The organism is Halosimplex halobium, assembly GCF_051414055.1.
GTDB classification, from domain to species: Archaea; Halobacteriota; Halobacteria; order Halobacteriales; family Haloarculaceae; genus Halosimplex; species Halosimplex halobium.
This window is the reverse complement of record NZ_JBLKNX010000003.1, coordinates 199,321-221,441: the sequence shown is the minus strand read 5'-3', so window position 1 is coordinate 221,441 and position 22,121 is coordinate 199,321. Positions and strand designations below refer to the sequence as shown.

The 22,121-nt window shown below is 61.4% G+C and carries 36 protein-coding genes and 1 tRNA gene; 7 read left to right on the top strand and 30 right to left on the bottom strand.

Annotation, left to right across the window (positions count from 1 at the left end):
• Window positions 1-31 precede the first annotated feature (31 nt).
• The 3 genes from ACMGFG_RS04220 (at window position 32) to ACMGFG_RS04210 (ending at window position 2,026) form a co-directional block, all read left to right on the top strand.
• On the top strand, window positions 32-721 hold the full coding sequence (locus ACMGFG_RS04220; RefSeq protein ID WP_436929103.1) for a cyclase family protein: 690 nt from the start codon (window positions 32-34) through the stop codon (window positions 719-721).
• Between the two features lie 75 nt (window positions 722-796).
• The gene (locus ACMGFG_RS04215; RefSeq protein ID WP_436929102.1) at window positions 797-1,777 is read left to right on the top strand and encodes an isocitrate/isopropylmalate dehydrogenase family protein; all 981 of its coding nucleotides are present in this window, start codon (window positions 797-799) and stop codon (window positions 1,775-1,777) included.
• Window positions 1,778-1,885: 108 nt separating this feature from the next.
• Complete coding sequence (locus tag ACMGFG_RS04210; RefSeq protein ID WP_167837312.1) at window positions 1,886-2,026, top strand: DUF7557 family protein; 141 nt, start codon at window positions 1,886-1,888, stop codon at window positions 2,024-2,026.
• Window positions 2,027-2,089: 63 nt separating this feature from the next.
• Here ACMGFG_RS04210 and ACMGFG_RS04205 read toward each other — a convergent pair whose 3' ends face one another.
• Both ACMGFG_RS04205 and ACMGFG_RS04200 read right to left on the bottom strand, forming a co-directional pair.
• The gene (locus ACMGFG_RS04205; protein WP_436929101.1) at window positions 2,090-2,536 is read right to left on the bottom strand and encodes a DUF5799 family protein; all 447 of its coding nucleotides are present in this window, start codon (window positions 2,534-2,536) and stop codon (window positions 2,090-2,092) included.
• Window positions 2,537-2,609: 73 nt separating this feature from the next.
• Entirely contained in the window at window positions 2,610-4,061 is a 1,452-nt protein-coding gene (locus ACMGFG_RS04200) for a DHH family phosphoesterase (RefSeq protein WP_436929100.1), read from the bottom strand.
• 103 nt (window positions 4,062-4,164) lie between these two features.
• Here ACMGFG_RS04200 and ACMGFG_RS04195 point away from each other — a divergent pair.
• Window positions 4,165-4,238, top strand: a tRNA-Lys gene (locus tag ACMGFG_RS04195).
• Between the two features lie 116 nt (window positions 4,239-4,354).
• Here the strand turns inward: ACMGFG_RS04195 and ACMGFG_RS04190 are convergent.
• The 8 genes from ACMGFG_RS04190 to ACMGFG_RS04155 all read right to left on the bottom strand — a co-directional run bounded on the left by ACMGFG_RS04190 (window position 4,355) and on the right by ACMGFG_RS04155 (window position 9,346).
• Window positions 4,355-4,528, bottom strand: coding sequence for a DUF7556 family protein (locus tag ACMGFG_RS04190; protein ID WP_436929099.1), 174 nt, complete (start codon window positions 4,526-4,528; stop codon window positions 4,355-4,357).
• Window positions 4,529-4,798: 270 nt separating this feature from the next.
• The gene (locus tag ACMGFG_RS04185; RefSeq protein ID WP_436929098.1) at window positions 4,799-5,638 is read right to left on the bottom strand and encodes an aldo/keto reductase; all 840 of its coding nucleotides are present in this window, start codon (window positions 5,636-5,638) and stop codon (window positions 4,799-4,801) included.
• Between the two features lie 275 nt (window positions 5,639-5,913).
• On the bottom strand, window positions 5,914-6,315 hold the full coding sequence (locus ACMGFG_RS04180; RefSeq protein WP_436929097.1) for a type II toxin-antitoxin system VapC family toxin: 402 nt from the start codon (window positions 6,313-6,315) through the stop codon (window positions 5,914-5,916).
• The gene (locus ACMGFG_RS04175) at window positions 6,312-6,536 is read right to left on the bottom strand and encodes a DUF7557 family protein (protein WP_436929096.1); all 225 of its coding nucleotides are present in this window, start codon (window positions 6,534-6,536) and stop codon (window positions 6,312-6,314) included. The genes ACMGFG_RS04180 and ACMGFG_RS04175 overlap by 4 nt, the downstream gene beginning before the upstream one ends.
• A 471-nt stretch (window positions 6,537-7,007) precedes the next feature.
• Window positions 7,008-8,039, bottom strand: a complete 1,032-nt coding sequence (locus ACMGFG_RS04170) for a tyrosine-type recombinase/integrase (RefSeq protein ID WP_436929095.1) — start codon at window positions 8,037-8,039, stop codon at window positions 7,008-7,010.
• Complete coding sequence (locus ACMGFG_RS04165; RefSeq protein ID WP_436929094.1) at window positions 8,036-8,269, bottom strand: DUF7389 domain-containing protein; 234 nt, start codon at window positions 8,267-8,269, stop codon at window positions 8,036-8,038. Before ACMGFG_RS04165 ends, ACMGFG_RS04170 begins: the two co-directional genes overlap by 4 nt.
• Window positions 8,262-9,095, bottom strand: a complete 834-nt coding sequence (locus tag ACMGFG_RS04160; RefSeq protein WP_436929093.1) for a hypothetical protein — start codon at window positions 9,093-9,095, stop codon at window positions 8,262-8,264. The genes ACMGFG_RS04165 and ACMGFG_RS04160 overlap by 8 nt, the downstream gene beginning before the upstream one ends.
• Window positions 9,096-9,178: 83 nt before the next feature.
• Window positions 9,179-9,346, bottom strand: a complete 168-nt coding sequence (locus ACMGFG_RS04155) for a CopG family transcriptional regulator (RefSeq protein ID WP_436929092.1) — start codon at window positions 9,344-9,346, stop codon at window positions 9,179-9,181.
• A 158-nt stretch (window positions 9,347-9,504) separates the two neighbouring features.
• On the opposite strand from ACMGFG_RS04155, the gene ACMGFG_RS04150 reads away from it, so the two are divergent.
• From ACMGFG_RS04150 to ACMGFG_RS04140, 3 genes are read left to right on the top strand one after another with little or no spacing between them, the layout of a single operon-like run.
• Window positions 9,505-9,828 (top strand): winged helix-turn-helix domain-containing protein, encoded by a 324-nt coding sequence (locus ACMGFG_RS04150; RefSeq protein ID WP_436929091.1) that lies wholly within the window; start codon window positions 9,505-9,507, stop codon window positions 9,826-9,828.
• Between the two features lie 30 nt (window positions 9,829-9,858).
• A complete protein-coding gene (locus ACMGFG_RS04145; protein ID WP_436929090.1) occupies window positions 9,859-10,122 on the top strand; it encodes a hypothetical protein in 264 nt (87 codons plus the stop codon).
• A gap of 53 nt (window positions 10,123-10,175) precedes the next feature.
• Window positions 10,176-11,114, top strand: coding sequence for a hypothetical protein (locus ACMGFG_RS04140; RefSeq protein ID WP_436929089.1), 939 nt, complete (start codon window positions 10,176-10,178; stop codon window positions 11,112-11,114).
• Window positions 11,115-11,187: 73 nt separating this feature from the next.
• Here ACMGFG_RS04140 and ACMGFG_RS04135 read toward each other — a convergent pair whose 3' ends face one another.
• From ACMGFG_RS04135 to ACMGFG_RS04040, 20 genes are all read right to left on the bottom strand, one after another.
• Window positions 11,188-11,868, bottom strand: a complete 681-nt coding sequence (locus ACMGFG_RS04135; RefSeq protein WP_436929088.1) for a hypothetical protein — start codon at window positions 11,866-11,868, stop codon at window positions 11,188-11,190.
• Window positions 11,869-11,914: 46 nt separating this feature from the next.
• Entirely contained in the window at window positions 11,915-12,505 is a 591-nt protein-coding gene (locus tag ACMGFG_RS04130; RefSeq protein ID WP_436929087.1) for a tyrosine-type recombinase/integrase, read from the bottom strand.
• A gap of 194 nt (window positions 12,506-12,699) precedes the next feature.
• Window positions 12,700-13,593 carry a hypothetical protein gene (locus ACMGFG_RS04125; RefSeq protein ID WP_436929086.1) on the bottom strand — a complete coding sequence of 298 codons (894 nt, stop codon included), beginning with the start codon at window positions 13,591-13,593 and terminating at the stop codon, window positions 12,700-12,702.
• 196 nt (window positions 13,594-13,789) lie between these two features.
• Window positions 13,790-14,140 (bottom strand): hypothetical protein, encoded by a 351-nt coding sequence (locus ACMGFG_RS04120; RefSeq protein ID WP_436929085.1) that lies wholly within the window; start codon window positions 14,138-14,140, stop codon window positions 13,790-13,792.
• Between the two features lie 44 nt (window positions 14,141-14,184).
• Window positions 14,185-14,388 (bottom strand): hypothetical protein, encoded by a 204-nt coding sequence (locus tag ACMGFG_RS04115; protein WP_436929084.1) that lies wholly within the window; start codon window positions 14,386-14,388, stop codon window positions 14,185-14,187.
• A gap of 128 nt (window positions 14,389-14,516) precedes the next feature.
• Entirely contained in the window at window positions 14,517-15,281 is a 765-nt protein-coding gene (locus ACMGFG_RS04110; RefSeq protein WP_436929083.1) for a glycosyltransferase family 2 protein, read from the bottom strand.
• On the bottom strand, window positions 15,278-15,748 hold the full coding sequence (locus ACMGFG_RS04105) for a hypothetical protein (protein ID WP_436929082.1): 471 nt from the start codon (window positions 15,746-15,748) through the stop codon (window positions 15,278-15,280). The genes ACMGFG_RS04110 and ACMGFG_RS04105 overlap by 4 nt, the downstream gene beginning before the upstream one ends.
• Window positions 15,745-15,981 (bottom strand): hypothetical protein, encoded by a 237-nt coding sequence (locus ACMGFG_RS04100; RefSeq protein ID WP_436929081.1) that lies wholly within the window; start codon window positions 15,979-15,981, stop codon window positions 15,745-15,747. Before ACMGFG_RS04100 ends, ACMGFG_RS04105 begins: the two co-directional genes overlap by 4 nt.
• Window positions 15,981-16,226, bottom strand: a complete 246-nt coding sequence (locus tag ACMGFG_RS04095) for a hypothetical protein (protein ID WP_436929080.1) — start codon at window positions 16,224-16,226, stop codon at window positions 15,981-15,983. Before ACMGFG_RS04095 ends, ACMGFG_RS04100 begins: the two co-directional genes overlap by 1 nt.
• Window positions 16,223-16,393: a hypothetical protein gene (locus tag ACMGFG_RS04090; RefSeq protein ID WP_436929079.1), complete on the bottom strand. Its 171-nt coding sequence runs from the start codon at window positions 16,391-16,393 to the stop codon at window positions 16,223-16,225. The genes ACMGFG_RS04095 and ACMGFG_RS04090 overlap by 4 nt, the downstream gene beginning before the upstream one ends.
• Window positions 16,390-16,920, bottom strand: coding sequence for a hypothetical protein (locus tag ACMGFG_RS04085; protein WP_436929078.1), 531 nt, complete (start codon window positions 16,918-16,920; stop codon window positions 16,390-16,392). Before ACMGFG_RS04085 ends, ACMGFG_RS04090 begins: the two co-directional genes overlap by 4 nt.
• Entirely contained in the window at window positions 16,920-17,426 is a 507-nt protein-coding gene (locus ACMGFG_RS04080; protein WP_436929077.1) for a hypothetical protein, read from the bottom strand. The genes ACMGFG_RS04085 and ACMGFG_RS04080 overlap by 1 nt, the downstream gene beginning before the upstream one ends.
• Window positions 17,427-17,428: 2 nt before the next feature.
• Entirely contained in the window at window positions 17,429-18,367 is a 939-nt protein-coding gene (locus tag ACMGFG_RS04075) for a hypothetical protein (RefSeq protein ID WP_436929076.1), read from the bottom strand.
• A 3-nt stretch (window positions 18,368-18,370) separates the two neighbouring features.
• Window positions 18,371-19,012 (bottom strand): hypothetical protein, encoded by a 642-nt coding sequence (locus tag ACMGFG_RS04070; RefSeq protein WP_436929075.1) that lies wholly within the window; start codon window positions 19,010-19,012, stop codon window positions 18,371-18,373.
• Entirely contained in the window at window positions 19,013-19,399 is a 387-nt protein-coding gene (locus ACMGFG_RS04065; RefSeq protein WP_436929074.1) for a hypothetical protein, read from the bottom strand.
• Window positions 19,396-19,638 carry a hypothetical protein gene (locus ACMGFG_RS04060; RefSeq protein ID WP_436929073.1) on the bottom strand — a complete coding sequence of 81 codons (243 nt, stop codon included), beginning with the start codon at window positions 19,636-19,638 and terminating at the stop codon, window positions 19,396-19,398. The genes ACMGFG_RS04065 and ACMGFG_RS04060 overlap by 4 nt, the downstream gene beginning before the upstream one ends.
• A gap of 6 nt (window positions 19,639-19,644) precedes the next feature.
• Window positions 19,645-20,391 carry a hypothetical protein gene (locus tag ACMGFG_RS04055; RefSeq protein WP_436929072.1) on the bottom strand — a complete coding sequence of 249 codons (747 nt, stop codon included), beginning with the start codon at window positions 20,389-20,391 and terminating at the stop codon, window positions 19,645-19,647.
• Window positions 20,392-20,397: 6 nt separating this feature from the next.
• Window positions 20,398-20,880, bottom strand: coding sequence for a hypothetical protein (locus ACMGFG_RS04050; RefSeq protein WP_436929071.1), 483 nt, complete (start codon window positions 20,878-20,880; stop codon window positions 20,398-20,400).
• Window position 20,881: 1 nt separating this feature from the next.
• Window positions 20,882-21,172: a hypothetical protein gene (locus ACMGFG_RS04045; RefSeq protein ID WP_436929070.1), complete on the bottom strand. Its 291-nt coding sequence runs from the start codon at window positions 21,170-21,172 to the stop codon at window positions 20,882-20,884.
• Window positions 21,173-21,317: 145 nt separating this feature from the next.
• Window positions 21,318-22,043 (bottom strand): hypothetical protein, encoded by a 726-nt coding sequence (locus tag ACMGFG_RS04040; protein WP_436929069.1) that lies wholly within the window; start codon window positions 22,041-22,043, stop codon window positions 21,318-21,320.
• Window positions 22,044-22,121: the final 78 nt, after the last annotated feature.

Below are 22,121 nucleotides of genomic sequence, written 5' to 3'. Positions count from 1 at the left end.
CCATTTCACCCGGGCGGTCGTAGGCCCGCGGGTGCCCACGCTGGACCTCACCCACCCGCTGGCGACGGGGATGCCGGTGTACCCCGGGACGGAGCCCGTGCGGGTCGAGCCGGCGGCGACGCTCGACGCGGACGGCTACCGGACGACCCGGCTGGACCTGGACTCCCACGCGGGAACGCACGTCGACGCGCCCGCACACCTCACGGCCGGGCCGGCGCTCGACGAGTTCCCCGTCGAGCGGTTCCGGTTCGACGCCGCCGCGGCGGACCTGCGGCCGCTCGACGCGCGCGAACAGGTCGACCTCGACGCGCTCCAGGGGGCGCTGACCGCCGACCCCGCCGAGGTCGACGTGGTCGCGGTCGTCACCGGCTGGGACCGCCACTGGGGCGACGAGCGGTACTTCGACCACCCGTATCTTTCCGCCGAGACCGCGGGATGGCTGGCCGACCGCGGCTGCGATCTGGCCGTCGATACGGTCAACCCCGACCCGACGCCGACAGAGCGGGCGAGCGACGACGAGCCCGACGGATTCCCCGTCCACGACCGACTGTTCGACGCCGACCGGCTGATCGTCGAGAACCTCCGGGGGCTCGACCGGGTCCCGGACCGGTTCGAACTGCACGCCTACCCGCTCCGGTTCGCGGGCGCCGACGCCTCGCCGGTGCGGGCGCTGGCCGACACCGACGGGGGCGACTCTGGCGGGGACGCCGACGGCGACTGACAACCGGTGGCGGTCCGAATGCCGTCGCTAGCGCACATCGACACCCTCTTTTCGGCACCCGATGGAGGTACTCGCATGACTCACGAGATCGCCGTGATCCCCGGCGACGGCATCGGGCAGGAAGTCACACCGGCGGCAGTCGACGTGCTGGAGGCGGTCGACGCCGACTTCGACTTCGTCGAGGGCGAGGCCGGCGACGCGGTGAAGGAGGCGACGGGCGAGGCGCTGCCTGCCGAGACGCGCGAGCTGGCCGCCGACGCCGACGCGACACTGTTCGGCGCCGCCGGCGAGACCGCCGCCGACGTGATCCTCCCGCTGCGGGACGTGGTCGGCTCGTTCGCCAACGTCCGCCCCGCGCGCTCCTACCCCGGTCTGGACGCCGTCCAGCCGGACACGGACCTCGTCTTCATCCGCGAGAATACCGAAGGCGTCTACTCCGGCATCGAGGCCGAGATCGACGACGGCGTCCGCACGCTGACGCGCGTGATCACCGAGGACGCCTCCCGCGAGATCGCCGAGTTCGGGTTCAGGTACGCGAAACAGAACGACTTCGACGATGTCACAATCGCCCACAAGGCCAACGTCATGCGCGAGACGGACGGCCTCTTCCTGGAGACCGCCCAGGAGGTCGGCGACTCGTTCGACATCGACTACGACACGGCGCTGATGGACGCGCTGGCGATGCACCTCGTCATGCACCCCGAGGACTACGGCGTCGTCATCTGTCCGAACCTCGCGGGTGACATGCTCTCGGACCTGGCGGCGGGACTCGTCGGCGGGCTGGGCCTGCTCCCGAGCGCGAACGTCGGCGAGGACAACGCGCTGTTCGAGCCGGTCCACGGCTCGGCGCCCGACATCGCCGGCGAGGGGATCGCCAACCCCTCCGCGATGATCCTCTCGGCGGCGATGCTGCTCGACCACCTCGACTATTCCGAGGAGGCGACCGCCGTCCGCGAGGCCGTCGAGGGCGTCCTCGCCGACGGCCCGCGCACGCCGGACCTCGGTGGCGACGGCTCGACCGACGAGGTGACCGCGGCCGTCGTCGACCGGCTCTGAGACGGCCCCGTCCGCGTTCGACCACCGTCGGGACGCAGCGGCTGCCGCGTCCCGAACCGACGATCGTCCCCGAGATTTTTGTACTCCAGCGAACGTAGTTTCCCGCGTATGCCGACGGTCGAACTCGACGAGGAGACGATAGAGCGCCTGGACGCACTGCGCGAGGACGGCGAATCGTACGACGAGATCGTCGCCGAACTCATCAACATCTACGAGGCCGAGGGGCTGACGCTGTTCACCAGCGAGTAGCGGGCCGCGACCGCCGGGCGGTGACGGGTCGGTTGCCGCCCGTGCGTTCCGGCTGGAATCCGGTCACTCCCGGGCGAGGACGCAGACCTCCTCCCACTTCCCGTTCGCTTCGAGTTTCTCCTGAAGGTCGCCGGCGTACATCTGGGCCATCTCCTCCGCGGCGGCCAGCTGCTCGCGGTCGATCCCGTCGTCGCCGCCGAGTCCGAGGGCGTCTTTCACGCCGTCGAGGATGCCCCCGGAATCGTCGTCGGGTCGGCCGCCGCCGGCGGCCATCCCCGACGCCTGGTCGACCTTCTCCAGCTCGGGGACGACGCTCTCGACCTTGCTCGTGTCCGCCACCAGCCGGGCCGAGTCGGGGTCCTCGGGGTCCTCGATCTCGAACTCGACGGCCGTCATGATGAGACCCCACTGCTGGCGCGAGAAGTTCGAGGCGGCGACCTTCTCGGCGAACTCCTGGTCGGTCTGCATCCGCTCGCCGACGATCCGGTCGCTCCACGCTGAGTCGCTCATGGGTTCGCGTAGCACGCTCTCCGGTATGTATCTCCCGCTCGCGCGAGGGACTCCCCGTCGAAACGCGCGGTCGTCAGCCCCCGTTGTTCTCGCCGGCGGAGTCGACACCCATCGCGTCGAACAGTTTCTTCCGGACCGCTTCCTCGGTCAACTGGAGCAGCGTCTCGCGGTTGTCCTCGCTGGTCTCGATGCCGGTGAAGATCCCCAGCGGGATCTCGACGGCGGCGTCGGTCGAGTGGCCCTTCGCCTCCCCCATCTCGCCGAAGGCGTCGTCGAGCACCTTCCCGATGTTCATCCGGATGTCCTTCGAGCGGGCGGCGAGGTAGATGGTGTCGTCGGCGATGGCGAAGACGGCCGTCGTGGTGATCCCCTCCAGATTCAGGAGATGCTGGGCGGCCTGGGCCAGGGCGTCGCGGTCGCGGATGAACCCGGCGTTGGAGACGAGATGAGAGCCGCTGACCTCCCGGTTGCGGATCGCCTCGGCGAGCACGTCCAGGGTCTCGGGCGACATCGACGGCGACTCGACCTGTTCGAGCGTGTCGTGGTCGGCGAAGGGGTAGAGGTAGGCCGCCGCCGTGAGGTCGGCGGGCGTCGTGTCGCGCTTGAAGTCGAGCGTCTCCGCGCGGATGCCATAGAGCAGGGCGGTGGCGACCTCCTGGCTGAGATTGAGATCGAGTTCCTGGATGTACTTTGTGAGGATCGTCGAGGTCGCGGAGACGTTCGAGCGCACGTCCTCGAAGCGGGTGTCCAGGTCCTCGTTCTCGTACTCGTAGTGGTCGAGGAGGATGTCGATCTCGCCGGCGGCGGGCTCGCCGCCCTTGGCGTAGTCGACCAGGGCGACGGTGTCGTAGTCGTCCATGTCGACCTCGTCGCGGGAGACCAGGTCGATGCCCAGCAGGTTGACGAACGCGCGGTTCTCCTGGTGGCCGATCTCGCCCTCGTAGATGATGTCGGCCTCCACGTCGCGGCTGGCGGCGATGTCCCGCAACGCCGCAGCGGAGGCGATGGAGTCGGGGTCCGGGCTGCGGTGGACGAGGATGGCCATGCGATCCTCGGTGTCGTCGATGACCTCGGCGAGGTTGCGGGCCTTGAACTCGAGTTCGCCGGTCTCCAGAGCGCGCAGCGCGGAGTCTGCGATGACGGCGGAGGGGTTGATCACCACGTCCGCGCCGAGGTCCTTGAGTTCGTCGGCGGAGACGGGGTCGGAGGCGCGGGCGACGATGAAGTGGTCGTCGCCGCGGGCGCGGATGTTCTCGACGGCGGCGGAGTTGGCCTCCACGTCGGAGGACATGATGAGGACCACGTCGCAGTCGGCGACGGCGTCGACGACGGCCTCGTCGCGGATGTCGGCGACGTTGGCGTCGAGGTCCTGGTCGCGCAGCGCCTCGACGCGGCCCTCGTCGCGGTCGATGATCTCGACCTCCTTGCCCTCGCTCACGAGTTCCTCGGCGACGGCGTGACCCACGCTCCCGCACCCGAGGATGGCGTAACGAGACATCGACGCCATCGTGATGCCGGCACTCATACTGTCACGTCACAGGGCCACGACGCATATAATTCCCCCTTGTTCCGACCGCCCGGGACCGAACAGTAACGTATTTCAGTCAACCTCCGTAACTCGAGTCCGTGGGCCGGTAGCTCAGTCCGGCAGAGCGTCTGACTCTTAATCAGACGGTCAGGGGTTCAAATCCCTTCCGGCCCGCTTTCTGCCGCGAACTGACCCGCGAGTAGCCCGCTGTCCGTCCGTTCATCGATACTGCTGGCGTCTCAGAGCCACTGCACCGTCGAAAACGAGTCGTGCCGCTGCACCGATGTCGATTAGCGCCACTCGTCGAGCGAACAGGCGTCGGCCTCGGAAATGGAGGCCCACGCCTCGTCGCGGGCGATGTCGGCGACGACGAACCGGGCGACCCCGTCGACTTCGTCGACCGTCGCGACGATCTCCCGCTCGTCCACCGATCGTCCGTCGACCGACCGCACATCGGTGCTCATACTCGGATATTCATCGATTTGTGTGATGAATGTTTTGGTTTTGGCACCATCGTAGCACAGATTCAAAGGAGTATTCGACATCGCTGAATTATCGTCCCGATTTCTCCAGTAGATGTGGACGATAGCGATCTATCGGTCCGAGGTGGTCAGCCGGGTCTTCGTGGTCGGCTGACAGGGTAGTACGTCAGTGAAAACGGGTACTGTGGAAAGTGGCCGAAACCGGGCGACGTGGAGCGTTCGGGCGAAATCGAACGACTTCGCGGCGGCTCGCTACTGGTTGATGCCGTACACGTCGCTCGACCAGTCGCGGGCCGGGTGGTCGTAGACCGGTTCGTCGCGGTCGCGGCCGTCGAGCGTCTCCAGGTCCTCGTCGGCCATCGACCAGTCGAACAGGTCGAGGTTCGACTCGACGTGGGCCGGCGAGGAGGATTTGGGCAGGACGACGACATCGCGCTCGACCGCCCACTTGAGGACGATCTGAGCGGGATGCCTGTCGTACTCGTCGGCCAGCGCCTGGACGGCCTCGTCCTCGAAGACCTCGGTGCGGGCCAGCGGCGCCGCGGCCTCGACCACGGTGTCGGTCTCGCGGCAGTACTCGACGAGGTCGGGCCGCTGGAGCCACGGGTGGAACTCGATCTGGTTGACCGCGATCGGCACGTCGGAGATGTGGTGGGCGCAGGACAGCTGGTAGGCACTGAAGTTCGAGACGCCGACGTTCCGGACGAGCCCCTCGTCGTGCAGCGTCGCCATCGCGTCGAGCGTCTCCCGCAGCGAGATCGCGGGGTTGGGCCAGTGGATCAGGTACAGGTCGAGGTAGTCGGTGCCCAGCCGGTCCAGCGAGTCCCGGCAGGACTCGATCACCGAGTCGTAGTTGAGGTTCTTCGCGAGCACCTTCGACGTGAGGAACACGTCCTCGCGGTCGTAGTCCGCCAGCGCCTCGCCGATCGCCGCCTCGTTCTTGTACCCCTCGGCGGTGTCGACGTGGCCGTAGCCGGCGTCGAGCGCCGCGCGGACGCCCTCCTGCACGGTCTCGCCGCCGATGTTCCACGTGCCGTACCCGACCTGCGGGAGTTCGTCGCCGCTCGGTAGCGTCTGCGTCGGAACCGTCATAGAAGTCTCACCGGTCATCCGTTGGTCCGGTGGCGGGTTGTAAGTACTGATACCGGACGGTCGTGCCCGATCAGAGCCGGTAGAGCGCGAGCTCCGTGAGCGCCGACAGGAGCGCGCACCCGAGCGCGAACGCGAACCGGTGGAGCCCTCACCCGTCGACCGGCGAGAAGAGTAGCGGTGCGACAGTGAGTTCGAGCGGCGTCCCCGCGATTATCCGCGGTTGGTCGGCTGTGTAGCCGTAACTCGGTTTCGTCATCTATCCGGACCGGCACTTATCAGTCTGTATTCACCACGTCTACGTCCACGAGGTCGTGCAGTGGCGGCCTGTCGAAATCGTTCCTGTTGTGAGTGACGAACGTCCCGTTCGCTTCGTGAGCGGTCGCCAGATTCAACAGATCGACAGGAGGGACGTTCACGCCCTGGGACTGCAGTTTCTCGTCGAGGTACGCGGCTTCGAGCGCGGTGTCGTCGGTGAAGTCGACGATCCGGTCGAAGTTCGACCGTAGCGTCGACTGGGTCTGTCGCATCTCGGTTCGGGAGTCCTGTGCCTTGTAGGACTCCCAGGCGACCAGCGAGGGGATAGTCCACTCTTCGCTGCTGTACTGGTGGAGGTGATTGATCACCGACTGGTCCGTCTCGACGAGATTCGCGACGATGTCCCGGTCCAGAACGATCATCGGCCCATCCGTTCCTCGAGCGATTCGTTCAACTCGTCGTGTGCTTCCTGCATGTCCGCCTCGAAGTCCTCACCACCGATACTGCTCAGGTCCTCCGCGATCCGCTCCACGTCTTTCTCCGTTCGGCTGAGACGGTCCAGCAGGTCGTTGAAACTCTCGTCCTCGCGTTTGAGGTCACGGAGACGCTCTTTCACGTCCTCACTGACCCTGATAGTGCTCATATGTATACAGTGTGTACACGCTTTTGTATCTCTTACGCCGCCACAGCCACTCCACTTTTTGGGCCTGCAGAACGTTCGAATCCGCCGAGGAGGCCGGTCTGACACTGACGGGTTACGTCCTCTTCGGCTTCGTGGTTTTAAAATACCCCTCCGAATCGCGGCGATTCCGCGATCTCCGAGGCGGTCGAAAAAGCGGCAGGGACGGCCGCTTTCCTTATATATCGGATAGGTTCGGGCGGATGTTGAACCGGAGGAAGGCGCGCTCTCCGGAAGCGCAAGCGCTTCCGTGCGCTCGTTCGCTCCGCTCACTTCGCTGCGCGCCTTCCAGGGTTCAAACCGCCCTCACGAACGCATTCGCTCCTCGCGTTCGCTCGTCGCAGAATGCGATGGGTTCGGGCGGTCACCAACCACTCGGGTTTAGACCGCTGTACGGCGCGGCGATTCGACTGTGCTCGTGGTGGACGAATGGACTCACTCATGGTCTGGATCGTATGACAGTTTGTCGAGGTGAGGACGGCGCCGCCGCTCCATGCGCTTGCGCGGCTCCGTCTTGTCGTAGTGGTTCTTCAGCGTCTTGATCGCGACGTTCGCCCGCTCGGCGACGACCTTGATCGGAACGCCGCAGTCGAGCTGCCAGCTGATCGAGCCGGTTCGGATCTGGTGGGGTGACCGACTCGACGGGCACTTGCTCTCGTGGTTCGGCTCCCGGAAGTCGCAGGTCGGGATCTCGTGGTTGTGCGGGCACTTGCCGTAGCTGCACGGCTGTGTCACCTGATAGGACATCCGCCGGACGGAGTTCATCCCCATCCGGCCCTCGCGGCTCGTCAGCAGCGGCTCACGGCCGTTGTCGTCGCGCTTGTCCCATCGGTCGCCCTTGATGTAGTCCTGCACCGCCTCGGCGACTTCCGGCGGGAGACCGACCACGCGCTCACCTTCGGTCTTGTTCTTCAGCGGGCTGTCCGTCTCCGGGCGGTGCTTGAACTCGATGAGTTGCTCTTCGGCGTCGAAGTCGCGGCGGTCGAGCCCGCGGAGCGCGCCGAGACGCGCGGCCGTGGACCACGCAAGTTCGAGGAACGCGTGGTGACGGGTCCCGCGTTCGTGCTCCCGGTAGTAGTCGAGCAGCGGGAGCGCCTCTTCAGCGGCGAGCTTCTTGTCGCTGCTCCGGGCCTCCTTCGGGATGTGGATGTTCGGGACCTTCTCGGACAGCCCATCGTCGACCGCCTCGATGCGCTCCAGGTACTCGACGAACCGGCGGATCGTCCCCATCTCCTTCCCGAGGGTCATCACCGCCAGGTCGCGGGAGCGCCGTTCCGTCTCGTACTGCTCGAAGTGCCAGCCGTTGAGTTCGCTGACGCGGTCGATCCCCTGGTCCTCGCACCACTCGACGAACAGGCGGATGCGGTAGTAGATCGACTTCATCGAATGCTCCGTGCGCTCGGGGCGCTTGCGGTCGATGTAGCGCTCCCACGCCTCGCGCGGCCGCAGGTCCGGGCCGTCAGTCATGCCTCCGTCTCACCGAGTCTCGACTGATCGTCTGCAAGTAGTCGCTCCTCTCCGGGCTGGATGTTCCGCCATTGGAGGGACCACTCCTCCATCCGCTCGCGGAGGTCACTCACGCGATTGTCGAGTGTCTCCACATCGGGGGCAGACACGGTGGCCTTCATGGTCTCCTTGTTGCCGCTGTCACCGCCGCGGGTCATCTTGACGGTGAGCTCGATATCGTCGTCACTCATCGCTGCCTACGCCTCCCTTCTGGCGGGCCGTCTCGATCAGGTCCTCGTCGGCGAGTCGGCGCGAGCGAAGTCCGTCGTCACCACGCTCGCCGTACCGCTCGACCGTCACTTCACGGACGGCCTGGACCTTGTGGGGCGGGAACTTCACGCGCTCGCCGTCCCACTCGGTCACGCGCACCCAGCCGCTATCGAGCACGCAGTAGTCGGCGACGAGTTCGTTGCCGAGTCCGTTCCGCTGGAGGAACGCGGGGGATGCGCTCCCAGGCAGGTCTTCGGGGTCGTAGGCCCCGCGACCCTCCTCGTCGGTGTCGCTGCTGCGACTCTTGAGAACGCCGCCGTCGGTCATGATGTCCGAGTCGGCGAACGAGTCGACGGCGTCGAGGTCCACGCGCTCGGTCAGCTCCAGCGCGCGGTCCTCGATCGCGCCGGCCTTCCCCTCCGTGGAAAACTCGTGCGGAAGCTCGCCGGCCTGGAGCCGGCGAAGGGCGGTGAGTTCGTGAACGAGTTCGAGAGTGACGGCGTTCTGAACGCGGGTCTGTTCGGCGATGGCTTCGAGCGCGTCGGCCTGGCGCTCGTCGACAGGCTGACCGCCGTCGGTGACTGGTCGGTGGGGTTGCTTGATCTCAACTGAGCCACCAGTGGCCCTTTCGGCGTCGGGGACATTGCGGTAGATGGACAACTTCGAGCCATCAGCTCGCTCCCCTCGGGGAAACGCCTCTTGCTTCCACTCGACGACAACCTGTCCGCTCGACATGAGCGCGCCCAGGGCGACAGCCTCGTCATCTCGGACGATTTCGACAGGGTTGACCAGAAAATCGTCGCTCATGGGCCTTCCTCCACGTCGTCGTCACTCTTTTGCTCGCTCGCTTCATTACCAAAAACGGGGGCACTGGACTCACTGGACATGATTCAGGCAGCCCCCTCGTTTTGACGACCGTTCTCGTAGTTTTCGTCCCTACACAGTACCTCGTCCGGAGTGTCGAAAGGCGAGTCGTTGGCCTGCCGGACGCAGTGGCGGATGTACTCTGCACGGCTCATTCCGTGCCTCTCCTTCTCTTCCTCGATTCTCTGGAGCATGGACGGCTCCATGCCCACGGTCACATTTGCATGTGGCATGCATTGTTGATTGATTGCCCGATGAGTAATATAGTTAACGGCGAGTGCAATACAACTGTTAGGGTAATCAAGAACCCCGACGGCACTATAAAATACCGGCGACAATCAATCATTCATTGATGAGGTATTCCGGCGACTGGATGGTGCTCGCCGACGATCGGATTCTGGAATATATCCGAGAGAAGGACTCAGGTCGCCCGAAAGAGATGACTGATAGTGGATACGTCCGATATACGCGGTCGTACATCTCTCAGCGATGCAAGAAGCTCGTTCAGCACGGGCTTCTCCGAGATCTCGGTAACGGCGTCTACGTCATCACCAACCGGGGAGAGCGGTATCTAGACGGCGAAATCGATACGTCCGAAGACGCCCCCGATGAGGTGGATTCTCCTTTCGAGAACGGGAACGGCCCATCTGCAGGTGAGAACCACGAGCAAGCGTGACGTATGGCTATGAGAAAGTCGGCTTTCTGGATGAAGCAGTTGGACGAGCGGATCTTAGAGACACTCGACCGAATTGGGATGTCGACTCCCCGGACGATCGCCCGTGAGAGCCGAACCTCTTGTTCGGCCGGTCACGTCCGGGAGCGCATCGACAAGCTCCGCCACCCCGGTTTCGTCGCGAAGTTCCACGGCGAGACGTTCGTGTTGACCCGTGACGGGCAGCTGTATCTGGACGGGAAGATCGATGCGAATAATCGGCCGTGGCCACCAGAGGATAAAGTACTAAGACGATAGATAGTTCCTCAGAGCCATTAAAATCAGATCCCTACATAATAATTGTAATTCACATGCCTGGTATGGAAAAATTGCAGAAGGGAGAGTTCAATCCTGATTTCAGAGATGTTATAGAAGAAGTTATTTTCACACATTCCACCAGATTGACTGCTTACTACAAGATAGCGGTTTTACCGGGGATTTTTCTAATGATTGGGTGGGTTCTGATTTTTTTACAGTCTGTTGGGTTTCCCTTACAATATTCGAATGACCTAATAACTAAAGTTCTGACTATCGGATACGGATTTTCAATACTGATCCACGGATATTATTTATTGCTGCTACTCGCTCTTGTGTACAATTCTTTGAGGAATCTGCTTGATTTTTCTTCGGAGGACCGAGAAGATGAGTGGTATAGTTTTGAGGTTCCAGATTATGATGGAGTCACGGACTCTGGTGATGAATTAGAATATGAGTACAAATTGACTGTAAATCGAATGGATCTTTTGGATACGTCCCGGTATCTTCTTGGAACAATTATTGTTCTTTTATGGGTGGTTGTCAACCTTATTGAGGGGCACTTCAATTTCGGTGAGTTATTCATTTCAAAAGTTGTCGATATTATATCTGAGGAAAACTCACAGAAGATACTCAAATCAGTTATCGGGTTGGTTTCTGTAGGTCTGCTCAATTTATTCAATAGTGTGAACAAACAGCAACTCATATCATTAATAATTCTGACACCACTATTTTTCTCAGCGATCGAAATGATCGGTAGTGTGAGGAGAATAATAAAACGAAACAAGATTAGGGAGTACAGGGGTGAAAATAACCGTCTATCAGAGCCCTTTGGCTATAGTTTCATATTCTTCCTAATACTTTGTTATAAATTGGCGTTCGGGAATACTATTGAAGAGAAAAGATATATCCTGAAGATGACCGTGGCAACTTGTTTGGTTTTATTTGGGAATTTATTGTTTTTACTTGCGTTGGGGGTGGCTATACTAAACTGATTTCTTGGTAAATTAGTCTCGGTGCCCACAATCTGGACAAATTTACAATAGCCACTCTTTGGACTGAGTGGGTTTATGCAGCCGATGGACTCTTATAAGTCACTGAACCGTTTTCCTTGTTAATCCGGACCTTGTGAATTTCTGCTCGGCGATCTCGGATTGAGAACTCCCAGAACTCCTCAAATCCATCGTTCACGTCCGTGACATCGTCGATACCTATCTCCCACCCCTGGTAAATTGTCTTCAGTTGCACCGTCTCTTTCGCAATTCTGCGAAGTTGTTGTTGATGCTGCTCTTTGAGATCTGCATATTCTTTCCCACCTGCAATCGCAGCTCCAAATAGAGCACCGGCAGCCGCTCCTGCTGGACTGAACAGTGCGCCCAACGCTCCACCAAGCGCGGCCCCAGCAGTACTTGGAATCCCGGTCATTTCGACTTTCTCCGCCGAGAGCTGTGGAACTTCCTCCCAGCCCGACCCGTCGGTTCTGAGTTCCTTGCTATCTCGCTGTAGGGTGTCCTCAAGATCGTCGAATCTCGAAGTGAGATCTCCTTCGAGATTCCCGAACCGATTCGCTACATCTGATTTCAGCGCGTAGATTAGATAGACGTTGAGAGCTCCCAGAATAATAATTAGAGCCATTAGAGTAACCTCTAAGCCAAAGGTTTGGAGAGTGTACGGAGCAGCGCCTGCGATCCCCAAGGTCATAGTTAGGCCCTGTAACGCATTTTCAACGAAGTTCTCGAACCGAGCCATACCCTTGACCCCGTTCCGATGTTATTTATCATTTTCAGGTCACCGATTAGAGCCATTCGACCTTCTGGCGCTCGCGCCGTTGCGCTTCCGGTGAGTGCGTCCCCCGGTAGTGGTCTAAGAACGTCTCCAGATCGTCCCAGCCGCCCCAGTCGCAGACGACCATCGCATCTACGTCCTCGCTCCGGAGACTCGTCGCCCAGGTCCGACGGAGATCGTGAAAGCCGACGTACTCCCAGCCGGGCTCGTCGGTCTCGTCGAGCAGCTTGTCGGTGGCCTTCGCGGTCCATCGCCGGAGCGTCCGCGTCGACACGTCGACCACAGGCGCGTCTGTCGGCTCCTCACGCACGTCGCCGACCGTTCGGATGGTCGTGGCGAGGTTCGGCGGGATCGGCGTCTCGCGGTACTTGTCGGTCTTCGCGGACCGCCACACACGGAGTACCGAGCCGGCGTCAGTATCGGGATGGACGTGCTCGGGCGCGACCCGAATCACTTCGTCGGACCGGAGCCCACACCGCACGCCCAATCCCATCGCGATTCGCTTCTCGGTGTCGTCGAAGTAGTCGAGCAGCTGGCCCACTTCTCGCTCGGACAGCCACACTTTCATCCCGTCCCCGTCGGGGTAGCTCTCTAAGTTCATGTCCGGTATCTCAGCTTTGCGGTCAGAAATCCTAGAGTCTTGGGGTCAACCGGGGGTGAATCGGGGTGTGATCGGCTCGGATCTGTCCGACTCTTGGGCAGGAACCGGACACTATTCTTCAGTAGATAATTCTCTGCGGGAGTTGAGGATTCTCTAACTGTATGATTAGCACATTCAGATTTTTCAGAGGCGAATCAAGATGAATTGGCTAACCGGATTTCTGTATCAGAGTTATTCTGATCCATGATTTCGTCCGGTTCGACATCATATTCGACTACATCCGCATCCTCCATCCATGTAAGCCATGCAGCCACGACAGGAGTCATGAGTCCTAATCGCTGAGATAGCTCTTTGAGCGTTAGTGATCCTCCGGCTTCTTCCAGTTCCTCAACGATCCGACGGCGTTTCTCCATCTTCAAAACATCCTCGAACTCATTCATTTCGATACTTTCGGATATCGATTTCAAATTTCGGTTTATCTTTTTTAGTATCTCGACAGATTGATCTCGTCCCATAAGGGAGTCCGCACTGGTGTTCTGTAAAAATATCTCCAAATCTATTGAATCGTCAAGGGGCTTTTCCTCTCCGAATACGTTGGTAAAGGTGCCTGAGACACGTAATTCTTCAAAACCACTATCAGAATTCACCGGTACTTTTGGATCTAATGACCCGACGAAATCTCCCGGAGCAACATTCTTTGAGGAAACTTGATGCTCTTCACCTCCTGGCTTCAGCTGAAAGGTGGCTGAGACAGAGGTTGCGGGCCCATTTCCGATATTCTTGAGTTTTGGGCCCATAGCACCAATACTGTATCCCTCTAGTTCAAGTGCGAATATTGGCATGACTTCTTGTTTCCGGGCATCTCGGGTTTCGGTTACCAGGGACCACGTTAGGATAACATATGCCGCTGTTACAAGTGCCAAGATTACTGAAGAGCCTGTATTTACGAATGACTGGAGTCCTGTGAATGGTCCAGTTACCCCGACTAGATTAGGGTATGACAAAACAGCATATCCTGCAATCAGCAACCCGAGCAGGGTCCCAACTAGTAGAATGATGAAATTGAATACTCTCTGAGTTACATCCATCTTTCATCACAATCGGAACAAGATTGTATTAAATTTGGTTCCTTGCTATTCCTTTGTGTTTTCCATGCCCAGTACTGAACAGGTCCGATTCTGGCGAATCCGGCACCATTATATGGTGGTAAAGGCAGAGCGATACGCACACTCTGGGCGAGAACGTCGGTAAGTAACAGGGTTCCCACCGCGTGCTTCGCTCGGTTTAGAGTACGTCGTAATCGTCGTCTTCTTCGACATAATCAACCTCGTTTGCAGCTCGTCGTAGTGCCATCTTCCGCTCGGTCATGTTCATGATTCGGCCTTCGAGGCTTTCGATGGCCTGGGCGATTTCTTCCTCATCCTCGGCGACATAGTATCCCTTGTTACCACCGACGATGGGAATCCGCTCCTGAAACATGATGTCACGGATGCATTCGCGCGTGGTGGGGAACGAGCCAACATTGTCCATGTCAAGTTCGTCGTCAATCTCCCGAGAGGTGATCGGATCGTCAGCACCACGATGCTCAAGTAGAATCTCTTTCACTCGCTCGTACTGCTTATCAGTGTAGCTCATAGCTGCCGATACTGTCCGCTGGAAAATAAAAGTCTAGCAGACACTTACCGCGTTTTGTAGTAGTGTGACCCGAGTTCGTTCGCAAGTACTTGGGCGAGGTAGTCGTTCCCGACGGTCTGTGCCGCATCAATCGCGTCACACAGTTCATCGTCGAGCGTCGCGTCGTCCTCGTCGTCGTACTCGCGTCGAGTCGGGATATCTGCGGGAACCGCCCGTTCGACCGCGTGCGTCGGTTGCTGAACTGCCATACCCCTCTATTTCCACTCCTGGTATTTCCTAGTTTCGACAGTTTCCGACGTGCGTCTGACGATCTGTACTCAATACGTCTCTGTCTGGATGGAGCGGACTCGAACTTGCCACAAGCGGAATCCCGTTTTCAGGTCAACCCCAGTACACCGAGCGGCGAGACTCCGTCGGGCTCGGTCTTCCAGTCGGTCCGTGCCGGGTCCCACGCCTCGTAACTGTCGCCACCTGTCGATTGGCGCTCTCGATGAAATATCTGCGCGACCACACCGAACTGAGTGCACAGTTGACGGTGACGCTCAACAGTGGACCCGTGGCCCGCCCGCGACTCTGCGAGGTCGTGAGAGACCATCTGGACACCTGACTCTCCCACGTCATCGAGAATTCGGAGAAACAGGTCGTAGTCCTCGCATAGCGAGAACTTCGGCCGATACCGATACCGGTTCTCGAACATCACCGAGGAGTGGAACAGCGCACAGCCGTCTTCGAGGTCCTCCGCGTGGAACTCCTTGGGCTCGACGTACTCGCCGTCCGGCCCGATCTCGCTCCGGTACTTCGCGAGCTGGCCGACGAGCACCGTCTCGGTCTCTTCGAGAACCTGCCGCTGGTACTCCAACCGACCGGGACACATTCGGTCGTCGTCGTCCAGCACGGCGATATAGTCGCCCTTCGCCGCGTCGAGGAGCGTGTTCCGAGCTTCCGGGATCGACCCCTCCGCGCGAACCGTCCGCCCTCGCTCGGGGAACATCCCGGATACCAGCCGGCGAACGTACTCGTGCCGGTCGGCGTGGCCGACCAACACCTCGACGCCGTCGAGGTTCTGCTCACGCACCGACTGGAGAGCGGCCGGGAGCGTGTCCCGACCCACGGTGATGATACAGACCGAGACCGTCGTCATGGCGAGAAGCTGCAGTTCCCGGCCACCTCCCAGTAGCCCTCGGAGTCGTTCCACGTCACCCAGGCGAGTGCGCCGGTTGCGACCTGGATGTACCCACCGCTGGCCGGGTCGATAGTGAACCCGATCCGCTGGAACTCGGCGCTCGCGGCGTCTTCGAGGTTGGCGTCGTTGCCGCCGAAGTTGGCGACGACGAGGTAATCCCCGTCGGACACCCCCGTGCTGTCCAGGGTCAGCACGCTCCCGGAGAACATCACGACGCCGTTGTAGTCGCCCGTGTGGGTGGTGTTGGAGCTGTACCGTCCCACCAGCGAAATTCCGCCACCACCGCCGCCGATCACCCCGGTGTGGACCTTCCCGCCAGGGTCGGTGAAGGCGTCCTTCGCCTCGACGCTGCTGAACTCTGGGTCGGTCGTCTGGTAGTGCTTCAGGTTCCCGTCTTCGTCGTAGACTGGTACGTAGTCGGTCATGCGTTGTCCTCCCTGTCGTCGGTCTGCTCGTCTTCTGCGCTCTCCAGCGCCGCCTGCATGGCCTGCTGTTCGTCCATCCCCGGCGGCGGACGGTAGGCCGGGATCGCCGCGAACATCGCCCGTCCGAACCCGCGCAGGCGCTCCTGAGCGTAGTATGTCGGACACAGCGACCCGGCGAGGAACGAGACGAGGATCGTCGCGAGCAGCGTGGTCGGGATGTCGTAGCCGAACATCACCCATCACGCTCCTCGTCGTCGACGGGCTGGCCGCCGTCCGTCGCCGGTTCGCCGCCGATGAGGTAGTTCTCTGCTCGCTTCACCCGTTGCTCGACGCCGCCCATCCGGTCGTGGACGTGCTCGATCCGTCGGTCGAAGTGGCGCGTCTGCCACGCGTTCAAGGCGAACAGGCCCACGAGGACGAGCACGAGCGCGGCGTTGCCGCCGAGCGCCTGGATCATGATGTCGGTCAGCTCGCTCAACTGCCGTCACCTCCCAGGTCGACGCCCCAGATGCTCCCGATCGCCGCGACACCGACGACTTCGGAGATGGGACCGGGCTCGACGACCAGACCGGGAATCATCAGGACGAGCACGATTAGGGTCAGAAACCCCTTCTGGAGCGCGTCGTCGGACAGGTCGCCGCTCATGCCGATCCTCCCGACGCGCTCACTTCACGGGCGACGAGGAACGCGACCGCGGCGATCGCGATCATCATCGGCCACGAGGTCGCACGGCCGATCGTCTCGTCCACGTCGCCCATCGCCCAGTCCCCCGCGGCGCCGACGGACTCCCAGAACCCGTCTGCGAGCCCGCCGCCTGCTTCATCATCGAACTGTCGAGGAATCGCCCCGAGGGTACCGGTGACGAAGCCACCGGACCGCTCAGACAGCGGCTGAGTAGCCATTCCCTCGGTTTCAGGAACCTCGGCGTCGGAACCGGGCGACTCCATGCCGGGAACGTAGGTGTCCAGATCGAGAGCGCCGCCGCCTGGTTCGTCATCGAACTGGCGCTTCGACGCGCGCTCGACCCCGGACGCGAAGCCGTCGTATGTACTTACCACGCCGTCGGCAACCCCTCCGCCTGGCGTATCGTCGAACTGGCGACCGATCGCCTCGTCGGTGCTGCCGGCGAGGTGGTCAGCCGTCGACGCGATTCCGTCAAGGAGCCCCGCCATCAGGATCCCCTCCCGGCCGCGTAGAGTCCGCCGAGAACGACCAGCGCGAGCAGGGCGTACATCATGCCGCTACCGCCGCCCTGGCCGTCCGGGCCGGAAGTGAACACTCGAACGACCCGAGGGATGCTGTTCTGGGTGTCGTCAGGCCCGCTCTCGTCAGAGTCGGAGTCGGTGCCGGTGACACCTCCGTCCGAGTTAGAGTCCGGGTCGGAGGTCCCGTCGGTCATGCTCGTCACTCGGATTGCAGCTGGGCCACCGTCGACGATGTCCGCGTACTGCGAGATGACGCCCGCACCCCCTTCCGGAGTCGCAACGACACCCTCGGCGCGGCCGCCCTCCTGGACGTAGGAGTCGCTCGCGACGACGTTCGGCGTGTCCTCGCCGGTCGCGATGTAGTCGGGAGTGGTCCCGACGGCGCCGTACGATTCGTTCTGGATCTCCTCGCTGCCGGCCTCGGGGTGCATCCCGGCGCGAATGAACCCACTCGCTGCCTGGGTGGGCGCCATCGCTACGTCCCTCCCTGAGACACAGCGTAGGCGCCGCCGAGCGACAGCACGACGACCAGGGCGAGCATCGGATCGAAGCCTCCGAGGGCATCGCTATCGGACTGATTCGACCCGCTGGAACCGGACCCGCCTGAACCAGCGGTGAAGGCCCGGTACTGACCGAGCGCCTGATCGGCGCCGGTCGACTCGACGGTCTGGTTCGGGTTCCCGGAATCGCTCGACTGCGAACCGTCGCTCTCCGTCGTCGGAGGGGCCTGCTGGTTCTGCTGGTCCGGCTGCTTCGGCCCGCCGCCGCCGACGGTCGTCGTGGTCACGTCTCGCTGGCCCGTGCTGCTCGACCCACTGGACTGGTTCGAGCCGTCCGAGTCACCCGAGTCTCCACCGTTGGAGCTGTCGGAGTCTCCGGAGTCAGACCCGCCGGTTCGCTGTTCGATTAGGTCCTTGGTAGCGGGTGCGAGCGACTCGAAGGCCCCACCGACGACGTTCCCGGTCTTGTCGATAACGTCGATGTTCGTCCGCTCCTGGATGTCTTCGCGGACCCGCTCCGGGATCTTCGCGTTCGTGTTCGTGGTCGCTTTCGAGCTGCCGGAACCCCCGGAGCCGCCGGAGTCGCTACCCCCGGACCCGCTCGAACTACCCGAGTCGCTGGACTCGCCGGAGTCCTGCTGGTCCTGGCGCTTCTCGGCCACCTCTTTGATGTCCTGCTGGTCGCCGATCGGGTCGTACTCGTACTCTCCGAACTGCTCTTTCTGCGAGTCGGACAGGCCGGCGGTCATCCCCTCCTGATACTCGCGATGGGTGACGGTCGCGCCCGTCTCGCCCACCTGTGCCTTCTCGCGCTGGTGGTCGGGCGATGCTTCTTCCGCTTCCTCCTCCGAGTCGTATCCGAAGTTCGGGTCGTCGTAGTCGAACCCGCCTTCGGGTGCTTCGACAGTTGCCATGTGTTAGGCCCCCTTCGCGCCAATGCTGGCGCTGTTGAGGTTCTGATCCACGGAGATCCGAGCGTCGTCGAATCCCGTGCTGAAGTTGTACGTGCTCGACTCCGCGCTGTCGGGCGACGCCTGGTGCTCGCGGTACCACGTCGTCCCGCCGTCCGGGCTCACTTCGACCGTCACGGTCGCCGAGCCGGACACGTCCCACGCGGCGGTCACGTCGGTGCGCCCGTCGGGGACGGACACGCTCGCGGGGTTGCCGCTCCCGGCCGACGTGGTAGTCGCCGAGGAACTCGCTCCGTCGACGTTCCGCGCCGGGTCGACGAGCGTGTTCGTCGAGTCCATCACCCGCGCTTTCCCGACGTTGCGGCCCTGTCGAGACGTGAGATCAGCCGTGATCGTCTCCGCGGACACGTCGAGCGGGCCGTCGGAGTCGACGAGCAGGCTGTCGCCCCCGTTCGAGTCGAGGGCGTCGGCGAGCGCTCGGATCTTCGCCGCCACGTCGACGGCGCTCTGTGCCTGCCCCCCGATCTCCGTCAGGACCACGTCGAGGTCGGCCGCTTCGGTGACCCGAAGCTCGTCCGTCCCCTGCGTGGCGAGGGCGTTGGTCAGTGCGTCGAGGAAATCCGACGAGTACTGCTGCGTGTTGGACATTCAGGCCACCTCCATCCCGCCGAGTTCGTAGTCGACGGTGAGAGCGACGAACCCGTCGAGGTCGCTGCTGGAGCTGACGTTGTCGGCGTCGACGCCGATACGCTGCCCCTCGAACACAGCGACGGAGAAGTCGAAGTCGTAGGTCGTCCCGGACCCGACGATGTGGTCGGGGATATCGGGACTCTCCTCGGTCGCTTCGGCTTCGTTGATCGGTTCGCCGCCCGCGACGAGCGTCAGGCGAAGGTCCGTGCGACTCCCTTCCGGGAAGAAGACGATACCCCGCTCGATCCGCCCGTCCTCGGGTAGTTGCTGGCGATACCGCTCGGTATCGCCGCTGTCGACGCTGATCGGGAAGGTGAACGGCACGCGCCCGCCGCGCCCGCTCATGCTCGCACCTCCTTGATCGTGACGTAGAGGAGCAGGAACGTCTGGATAATCGCGAGGTACAGCTGCAGGTCTTCGCTCGTGAGCGTGATCTCGGCCCCGTCGGCCATCGAGAACGACAGCGACGGGCCGGTAGCGGCCTGGGCGGTGGAACTGCTGGACCCGCCAGACGCCGAAAAAGCCTGCGTAGGCTCGCGACTATCAGCAGACGCCCCACCCGCTTCGATGAGTGGAACGCTCATGCTGGGTCATCCCTGCTTGGGCGCGATGATGTCGGTCTTGACCGCCTGCGACAGGTCCGGGAGGTCCTGGGTCGCCCGGTTGATCGGGATGGAGACGACCGCGTTGGTCGCGACGGTGTTCTGACCGTTCGCTTCGCCCGAGTCGTCCCACGCGAACGGCACCGACCCCTCCGCGTAGATGTCGATGGTCCACTTCCGCGGGACCATCGGATCGAGCGGGTTCCCCGCGGTGAAGTCGATCTCCGGCGGTTCCTTGTGCTGGTTCCGCTCGTGGAGCATCGAGGTGGTCGCGTCGAAGACCGTTTCCTCGACCCGGCCTTGGGACTTCGGCGCCGTCTTGACGATCTCGACTTCCACGGGGTCGCGGGGCACGTAGTAGGCGTGCAGATACTCCTGCGAGCCGGGGCCCGTGTAGGTGAACGAGTTGCCCGCGTAGTCGACGGTGTCCGCCTCGGCGCGGCTGCCGCCCTCGTAGAGCACGAAGTCGGTCGTGTTGTTGGTCGGGAGCGCGTCGTGGGCGAGGTCGTAGGTGGTCTGACTGCCGTCGCCGGGCGTCTGGAACTGCTCGACGGTGGTGAACACCAGCCGAACGGACTCCTCGCGAAAGGCCAGCGGCGTCTCGACGTGGTAGCTCGCGATCTTCGTGCGAGCCCCGGCCACGCCGGTCGAGAGGTCGAAGTTCTGGCGCTTGAGTCGCTGTTCTTTCGCGGGCATGTCCTCCAGCGCCTTCCGGACTTCTTTGGTCGTAGGCATCCGTGGTCACCCCGAGAACGGGCGCTCTTCGACGCCCTCGCGGACGATGTAGAACTCGGAGTTCGACCAGTCGATCTGCTTCGAGCAGTCGAGTTCCACGCGGAGCGTGTCGCGGTCGCGGACGTTGACGGCCTGGCCGTTCATCCGGACCTTCACGGAGTCGATGTTCTCCTCGTTTCGCTGTTCGGAGGTGCTGAGCCCGTTCCAGGCGGCGATGTTGTCCTCCTGAACGCTGACGGCGACGGGCGAGTCGTCGGTCGGCCGCATCACCCGGAAGATCAGCTCCGTGTCGGTGGGGAGCTTGTTGTTGTTCGAGTCGCGGAACTTGGCGATGACCGGCAGGCCGCGGGAGGCGCCGGTCGGCACCGCGTCCAGAAAGCGGAGTCGAGTGCCGTTCTCCGGGTTGATCTCCAGGATCGGCGTGGTGACGCCGGTGTCGTTCGTCCGCTGGGTGACGATATCCGAGAGGTGGCTGATGGACTTGCCCATCTCAGGCACCTCCCATCGAGGTGACGCGCTGCTTCACGTCGGCGCGTTCGAGCAGTTTGTCGACGGTGTAGGTGGCACCGCCGAGGGTGATCATGTGCGAGTAGGCCGGGCTCATCTGCCCGCCGGCCATGATGAGAACCCCATACAGCTCGTCGGGAGCGTCGAAAGGGGTGTTCGGTTCGATGACGTTGCGAGCGACCGACGGCGCGAGGAAGCCCGCCATCGTCGCGGCGGCGTCCTCCCACACGTCGGTGTCGGCCACGGTGTCGAAAGCCTCGTTGAGCGAAGCCATACGGGTCGGAAAATGAGAGGTGTTTATGTAACATACCGACAATATTATAGAGGAGTTTCATGGGATAGTACACGAGAGTCGCGGATATCTTTGGTAGTGTCTTGAAACAATAATCTGCTGAAGATTACGAGATGCTACTTGATGGTCAGTCCTTTTGATTGATATCATAGACAAACCTCAGCGCCGCGATCCAACCAGGGACTAGGACCAATAGGCTGAAAAATACGATGATATGGTTATATTGTCGGAAAAGGAGATCATCTTCGGTGTAGACCCGATATCTGCTATCAGAATTCACTTTAGCAGATTGCTCAAATTCAAATGAAACCATCTCCCCACCTTCCTCCCTGTTTATGCTAAGATTGATCTCGGATTGACGTGGTTCAAATTTTAGTTCATACCATCCTGTCTCTGGGGGCGCCCGAATGTGAAACTCACTACCGGTGTAAGGGGCATAAGCCTGAGAAAGATTGACTTTGGTCTGCGAATAGGACTCACCTTCACCAATCGGGCTCCACACAACTGTGATCGCATCAGTTGGAACTCCGATAAATTCCTCTGGAGTAAATTCATTTTTGAGGTTTCTGAAACTACAATGTAGAACCTTTTGATTTATTTTTGAATGTTGTTGTGTTGGCGTACAGGAGATCGAGATTCTAGCTTCATCCATCCCCTCTGAAATAGTCGTTTCACCCTGAACTCTTTCCACTTCTACAGCAGTAGTCCCTTGAACTATCCCTGTTGCTGAGGAGAATGCTAATACGGTAATTGCGGATAGGAGAAATATCAAAATCTTCGCTCCAAATCGTTGCGGCCAAAAATCCGAGTTAATTATCTTCTCAAAGGTGCTGGCGATATCTTCAAGAGACATACCGATTAAAAGTATCCTCTATCATCAAGGCTTCTATATGTTTGGAATATCTGGCGGTAAGCGCGACTGCAATGTGTC

Bases quoted from the DNA above. Each gene is read 5' to 3' on its own strand.
- ACMGFG_RS04140 (WP_436929089.1), top strand. From the start codon at position 10,176: ATGCCTGGTATGGAAAAATTGCAGAAGGGAGAGTTCAATCCTGATTTC.
- ACMGFG_RS04055 (WP_436929072.1), bottom strand. From the start codon at position 20,391: ATGCCTACGACCAAAGAAGTCCGGAAGGCGCTGGAGGACATGCCCGCG.
- ACMGFG_RS04040 (WP_436929069.1), bottom strand. From the start codon at position 22,043: ATGTCTCTTGAAGATATCGCCAGCACCTTTGAGAAGATAATTAACTCG.
- ACMGFG_RS04090 (WP_436929079.1), bottom strand. From the start codon at position 16,393: ATGAGCGGCGACCTGTCCGACGACGCGCTCCAGAAGGGGTTTCTGACC.
- ACMGFG_RS04175 (WP_436929096.1), bottom strand. From the start codon at position 6,536: ATGAGCACTATCAGGGTCAGTGAGGACGTGAAAGAGCGTCTCCGTGAC.
- ACMGFG_RS04085 (WP_436929078.1), bottom strand. From the start codon at position 16,920: ATGGCGGGGCTCCTTGACGGAATCGCGTCGACGGCTGACCACCTCGCC.
- ACMGFG_RS04120 (WP_436929085.1), bottom strand. From the start codon at position 14,140: ATGAGCTACACTGATAAGCAGTACGAGCGAGTGAAAGAGATTCTACTT.
- ACMGFG_RS04105 (WP_436929082.1), bottom strand. From the start codon at position 15,748: ATGACCGACTACGTACCAGTCTACGACGAAGACGGGAACCTGAAGCAC.
- ACMGFG_RS04065 (WP_436929074.1), bottom strand. From the start codon at position 19,399: ATGAGCGGGCGCGGCGGGCGCGTGCCGTTCACCTTCCCGATCAGCGTC.
- ACMGFG_RS04155 (WP_436929092.1), bottom strand. From the start codon at position 9,346: ATGCTCCAGAGAATCGAGGAAGAGAAGGAGAGGCACGGAATGAGCCGT.
- ACMGFG_RS04210 (WP_167837312.1), top strand. From the start codon at position 1,886: ATGCCGACGGTCGAACTCGACGAGGAGACGATAGAGCGCCTGGACGCA.
- ACMGFG_RS04080 (WP_436929077.1), bottom strand. From the start codon at position 17,426: ATGGCGCCCACCCAGGCAGCGAGTGGGTTCATTCGCGCCGGGATGCAC.
- ACMGFG_RS04180 (WP_436929097.1), bottom strand. From the start codon at position 6,315: ATGATCGTTCTGGACCGGGACATCGTCGCGAATCTCGTCGAGACGGAC.
- ACMGFG_RS04160 (WP_436929093.1), bottom strand. From the start codon at position 9,095: ATGAGCGACGATTTTCTGGTCAACCCTGTCGAAATCGTCCGAGATGAC.
- ACMGFG_RS04125 (WP_436929086.1), bottom strand. From the start codon at position 13,593: ATGGATGTAACTCAGAGAGTATTCAATTTCATCATTCTACTAGTTGGG.
- ACMGFG_RS04150 (WP_436929091.1), top strand. From the start codon at position 9,505: ATGAGGTATTCCGGCGACTGGATGGTGCTCGCCGACGATCGGATTCTG.
- ACMGFG_RS04045 (WP_436929070.1), bottom strand. From the start codon at position 21,172: ATGGCTTCGCTCAACGAGGCTTTCGACACCGTGGCCGACACCGACGTG.
- ACMGFG_RS04050 (WP_436929071.1), bottom strand. From the start codon at position 20,880: ATGGGCAAGTCCATCAGCCACCTCTCGGATATCGTCACCCAGCGGACG.
- ACMGFG_RS04200 (WP_436929100.1), bottom strand. From the start codon at position 4,061: ATGAGTGCCGGCATCACGATGGCGTCGATGTCTCGTTACGCCATCCTC.
- ACMGFG_RS04075 (WP_436929076.1), bottom strand. From the start codon at position 18,367: ATGGCAACTGTCGAAGCACCCGAAGGCGGGTTCGACTACGACGACCCG.
- ACMGFG_RS04060 (WP_436929073.1), bottom strand. From the start codon at position 19,638: ATGAGCGTTCCACTCATCGAAGCGGGTGGGGCGTCTGCTGATAGTCGC.
- ACMGFG_RS04215 (WP_436929102.1), top strand. From the start codon at position 797: ATGACTCACGAGATCGCCGTGATCCCCGGCGACGGCATCGGGCAGGAA.
- ACMGFG_RS04100 (WP_436929081.1), bottom strand. From the start codon at position 15,981: ATGTTCGGCTACGACATCCCGACCACGCTGCTCGCGACGATCCTCGTC.
- ACMGFG_RS04165 (WP_436929094.1), bottom strand. From the start codon at position 8,269: ATGAGTGACGACGATATCGAGCTCACCGTCAAGATGACCCGCGGCGGT.
- ACMGFG_RS04110 (WP_436929083.1), bottom strand. From the start codon at position 15,281: ATGACGACGGTCTCGGTCTGTATCATCACCGTGGGTCGGGACACGCTC.
- ACMGFG_RS04135 (WP_436929088.1), bottom strand. From the start codon at position 11,868: ATGGCTCGGTTCGAGAACTTCGTTGAAAATGCGTTACAGGGCCTAACT.
- ACMGFG_RS04205 (WP_436929101.1), bottom strand. From the start codon at position 2,536: ATGAGCGACTCAGCGTGGAGCGACCGGATCGTCGGCGAGCGGATGCAG.
- ACMGFG_RS04130 (WP_436929087.1), bottom strand. From the start codon at position 12,505: ATGAACTTAGAGAGCTACCCCGACGGGGACGGGATGAAAGTGTGGCTG.
- ACMGFG_RS04170 (WP_436929095.1), bottom strand. From the start codon at position 8,039: ATGACTGACGGCCCGGACCTGCGGCCGCGCGAGGCGTGGGAGCGCTAC.
- ACMGFG_RS04070 (WP_436929075.1), bottom strand. From the start codon at position 19,012: ATGTCCAACACGCAGCAGTACTCGTCGGATTTCCTCGACGCACTGACC.
- ACMGFG_RS04185 (WP_436929098.1), bottom strand. From the start codon at position 5,638: ATGACGGTTCCGACGCAGACGCTACCGAGCGGCGACGAACTCCCGCAG.
- ACMGFG_RS04115 (WP_436929084.1), bottom strand. From the start codon at position 14,388: ATGGCAGTTCAGCAACCGACGCACGCGGTCGAACGGGCGGTTCCCGCA.
- ACMGFG_RS04145 (WP_436929090.1), top strand. From the start codon at position 9,859: ATGAAGCAGTTGGACGAGCGGATCTTAGAGACACTCGACCGAATTGGG.
- ACMGFG_RS04190 (WP_436929099.1), bottom strand. From the start codon at position 4,528: ATGAGCACCGATGTGCGGTCGGTCGACGGACGATCGGTGGACGAGCGG.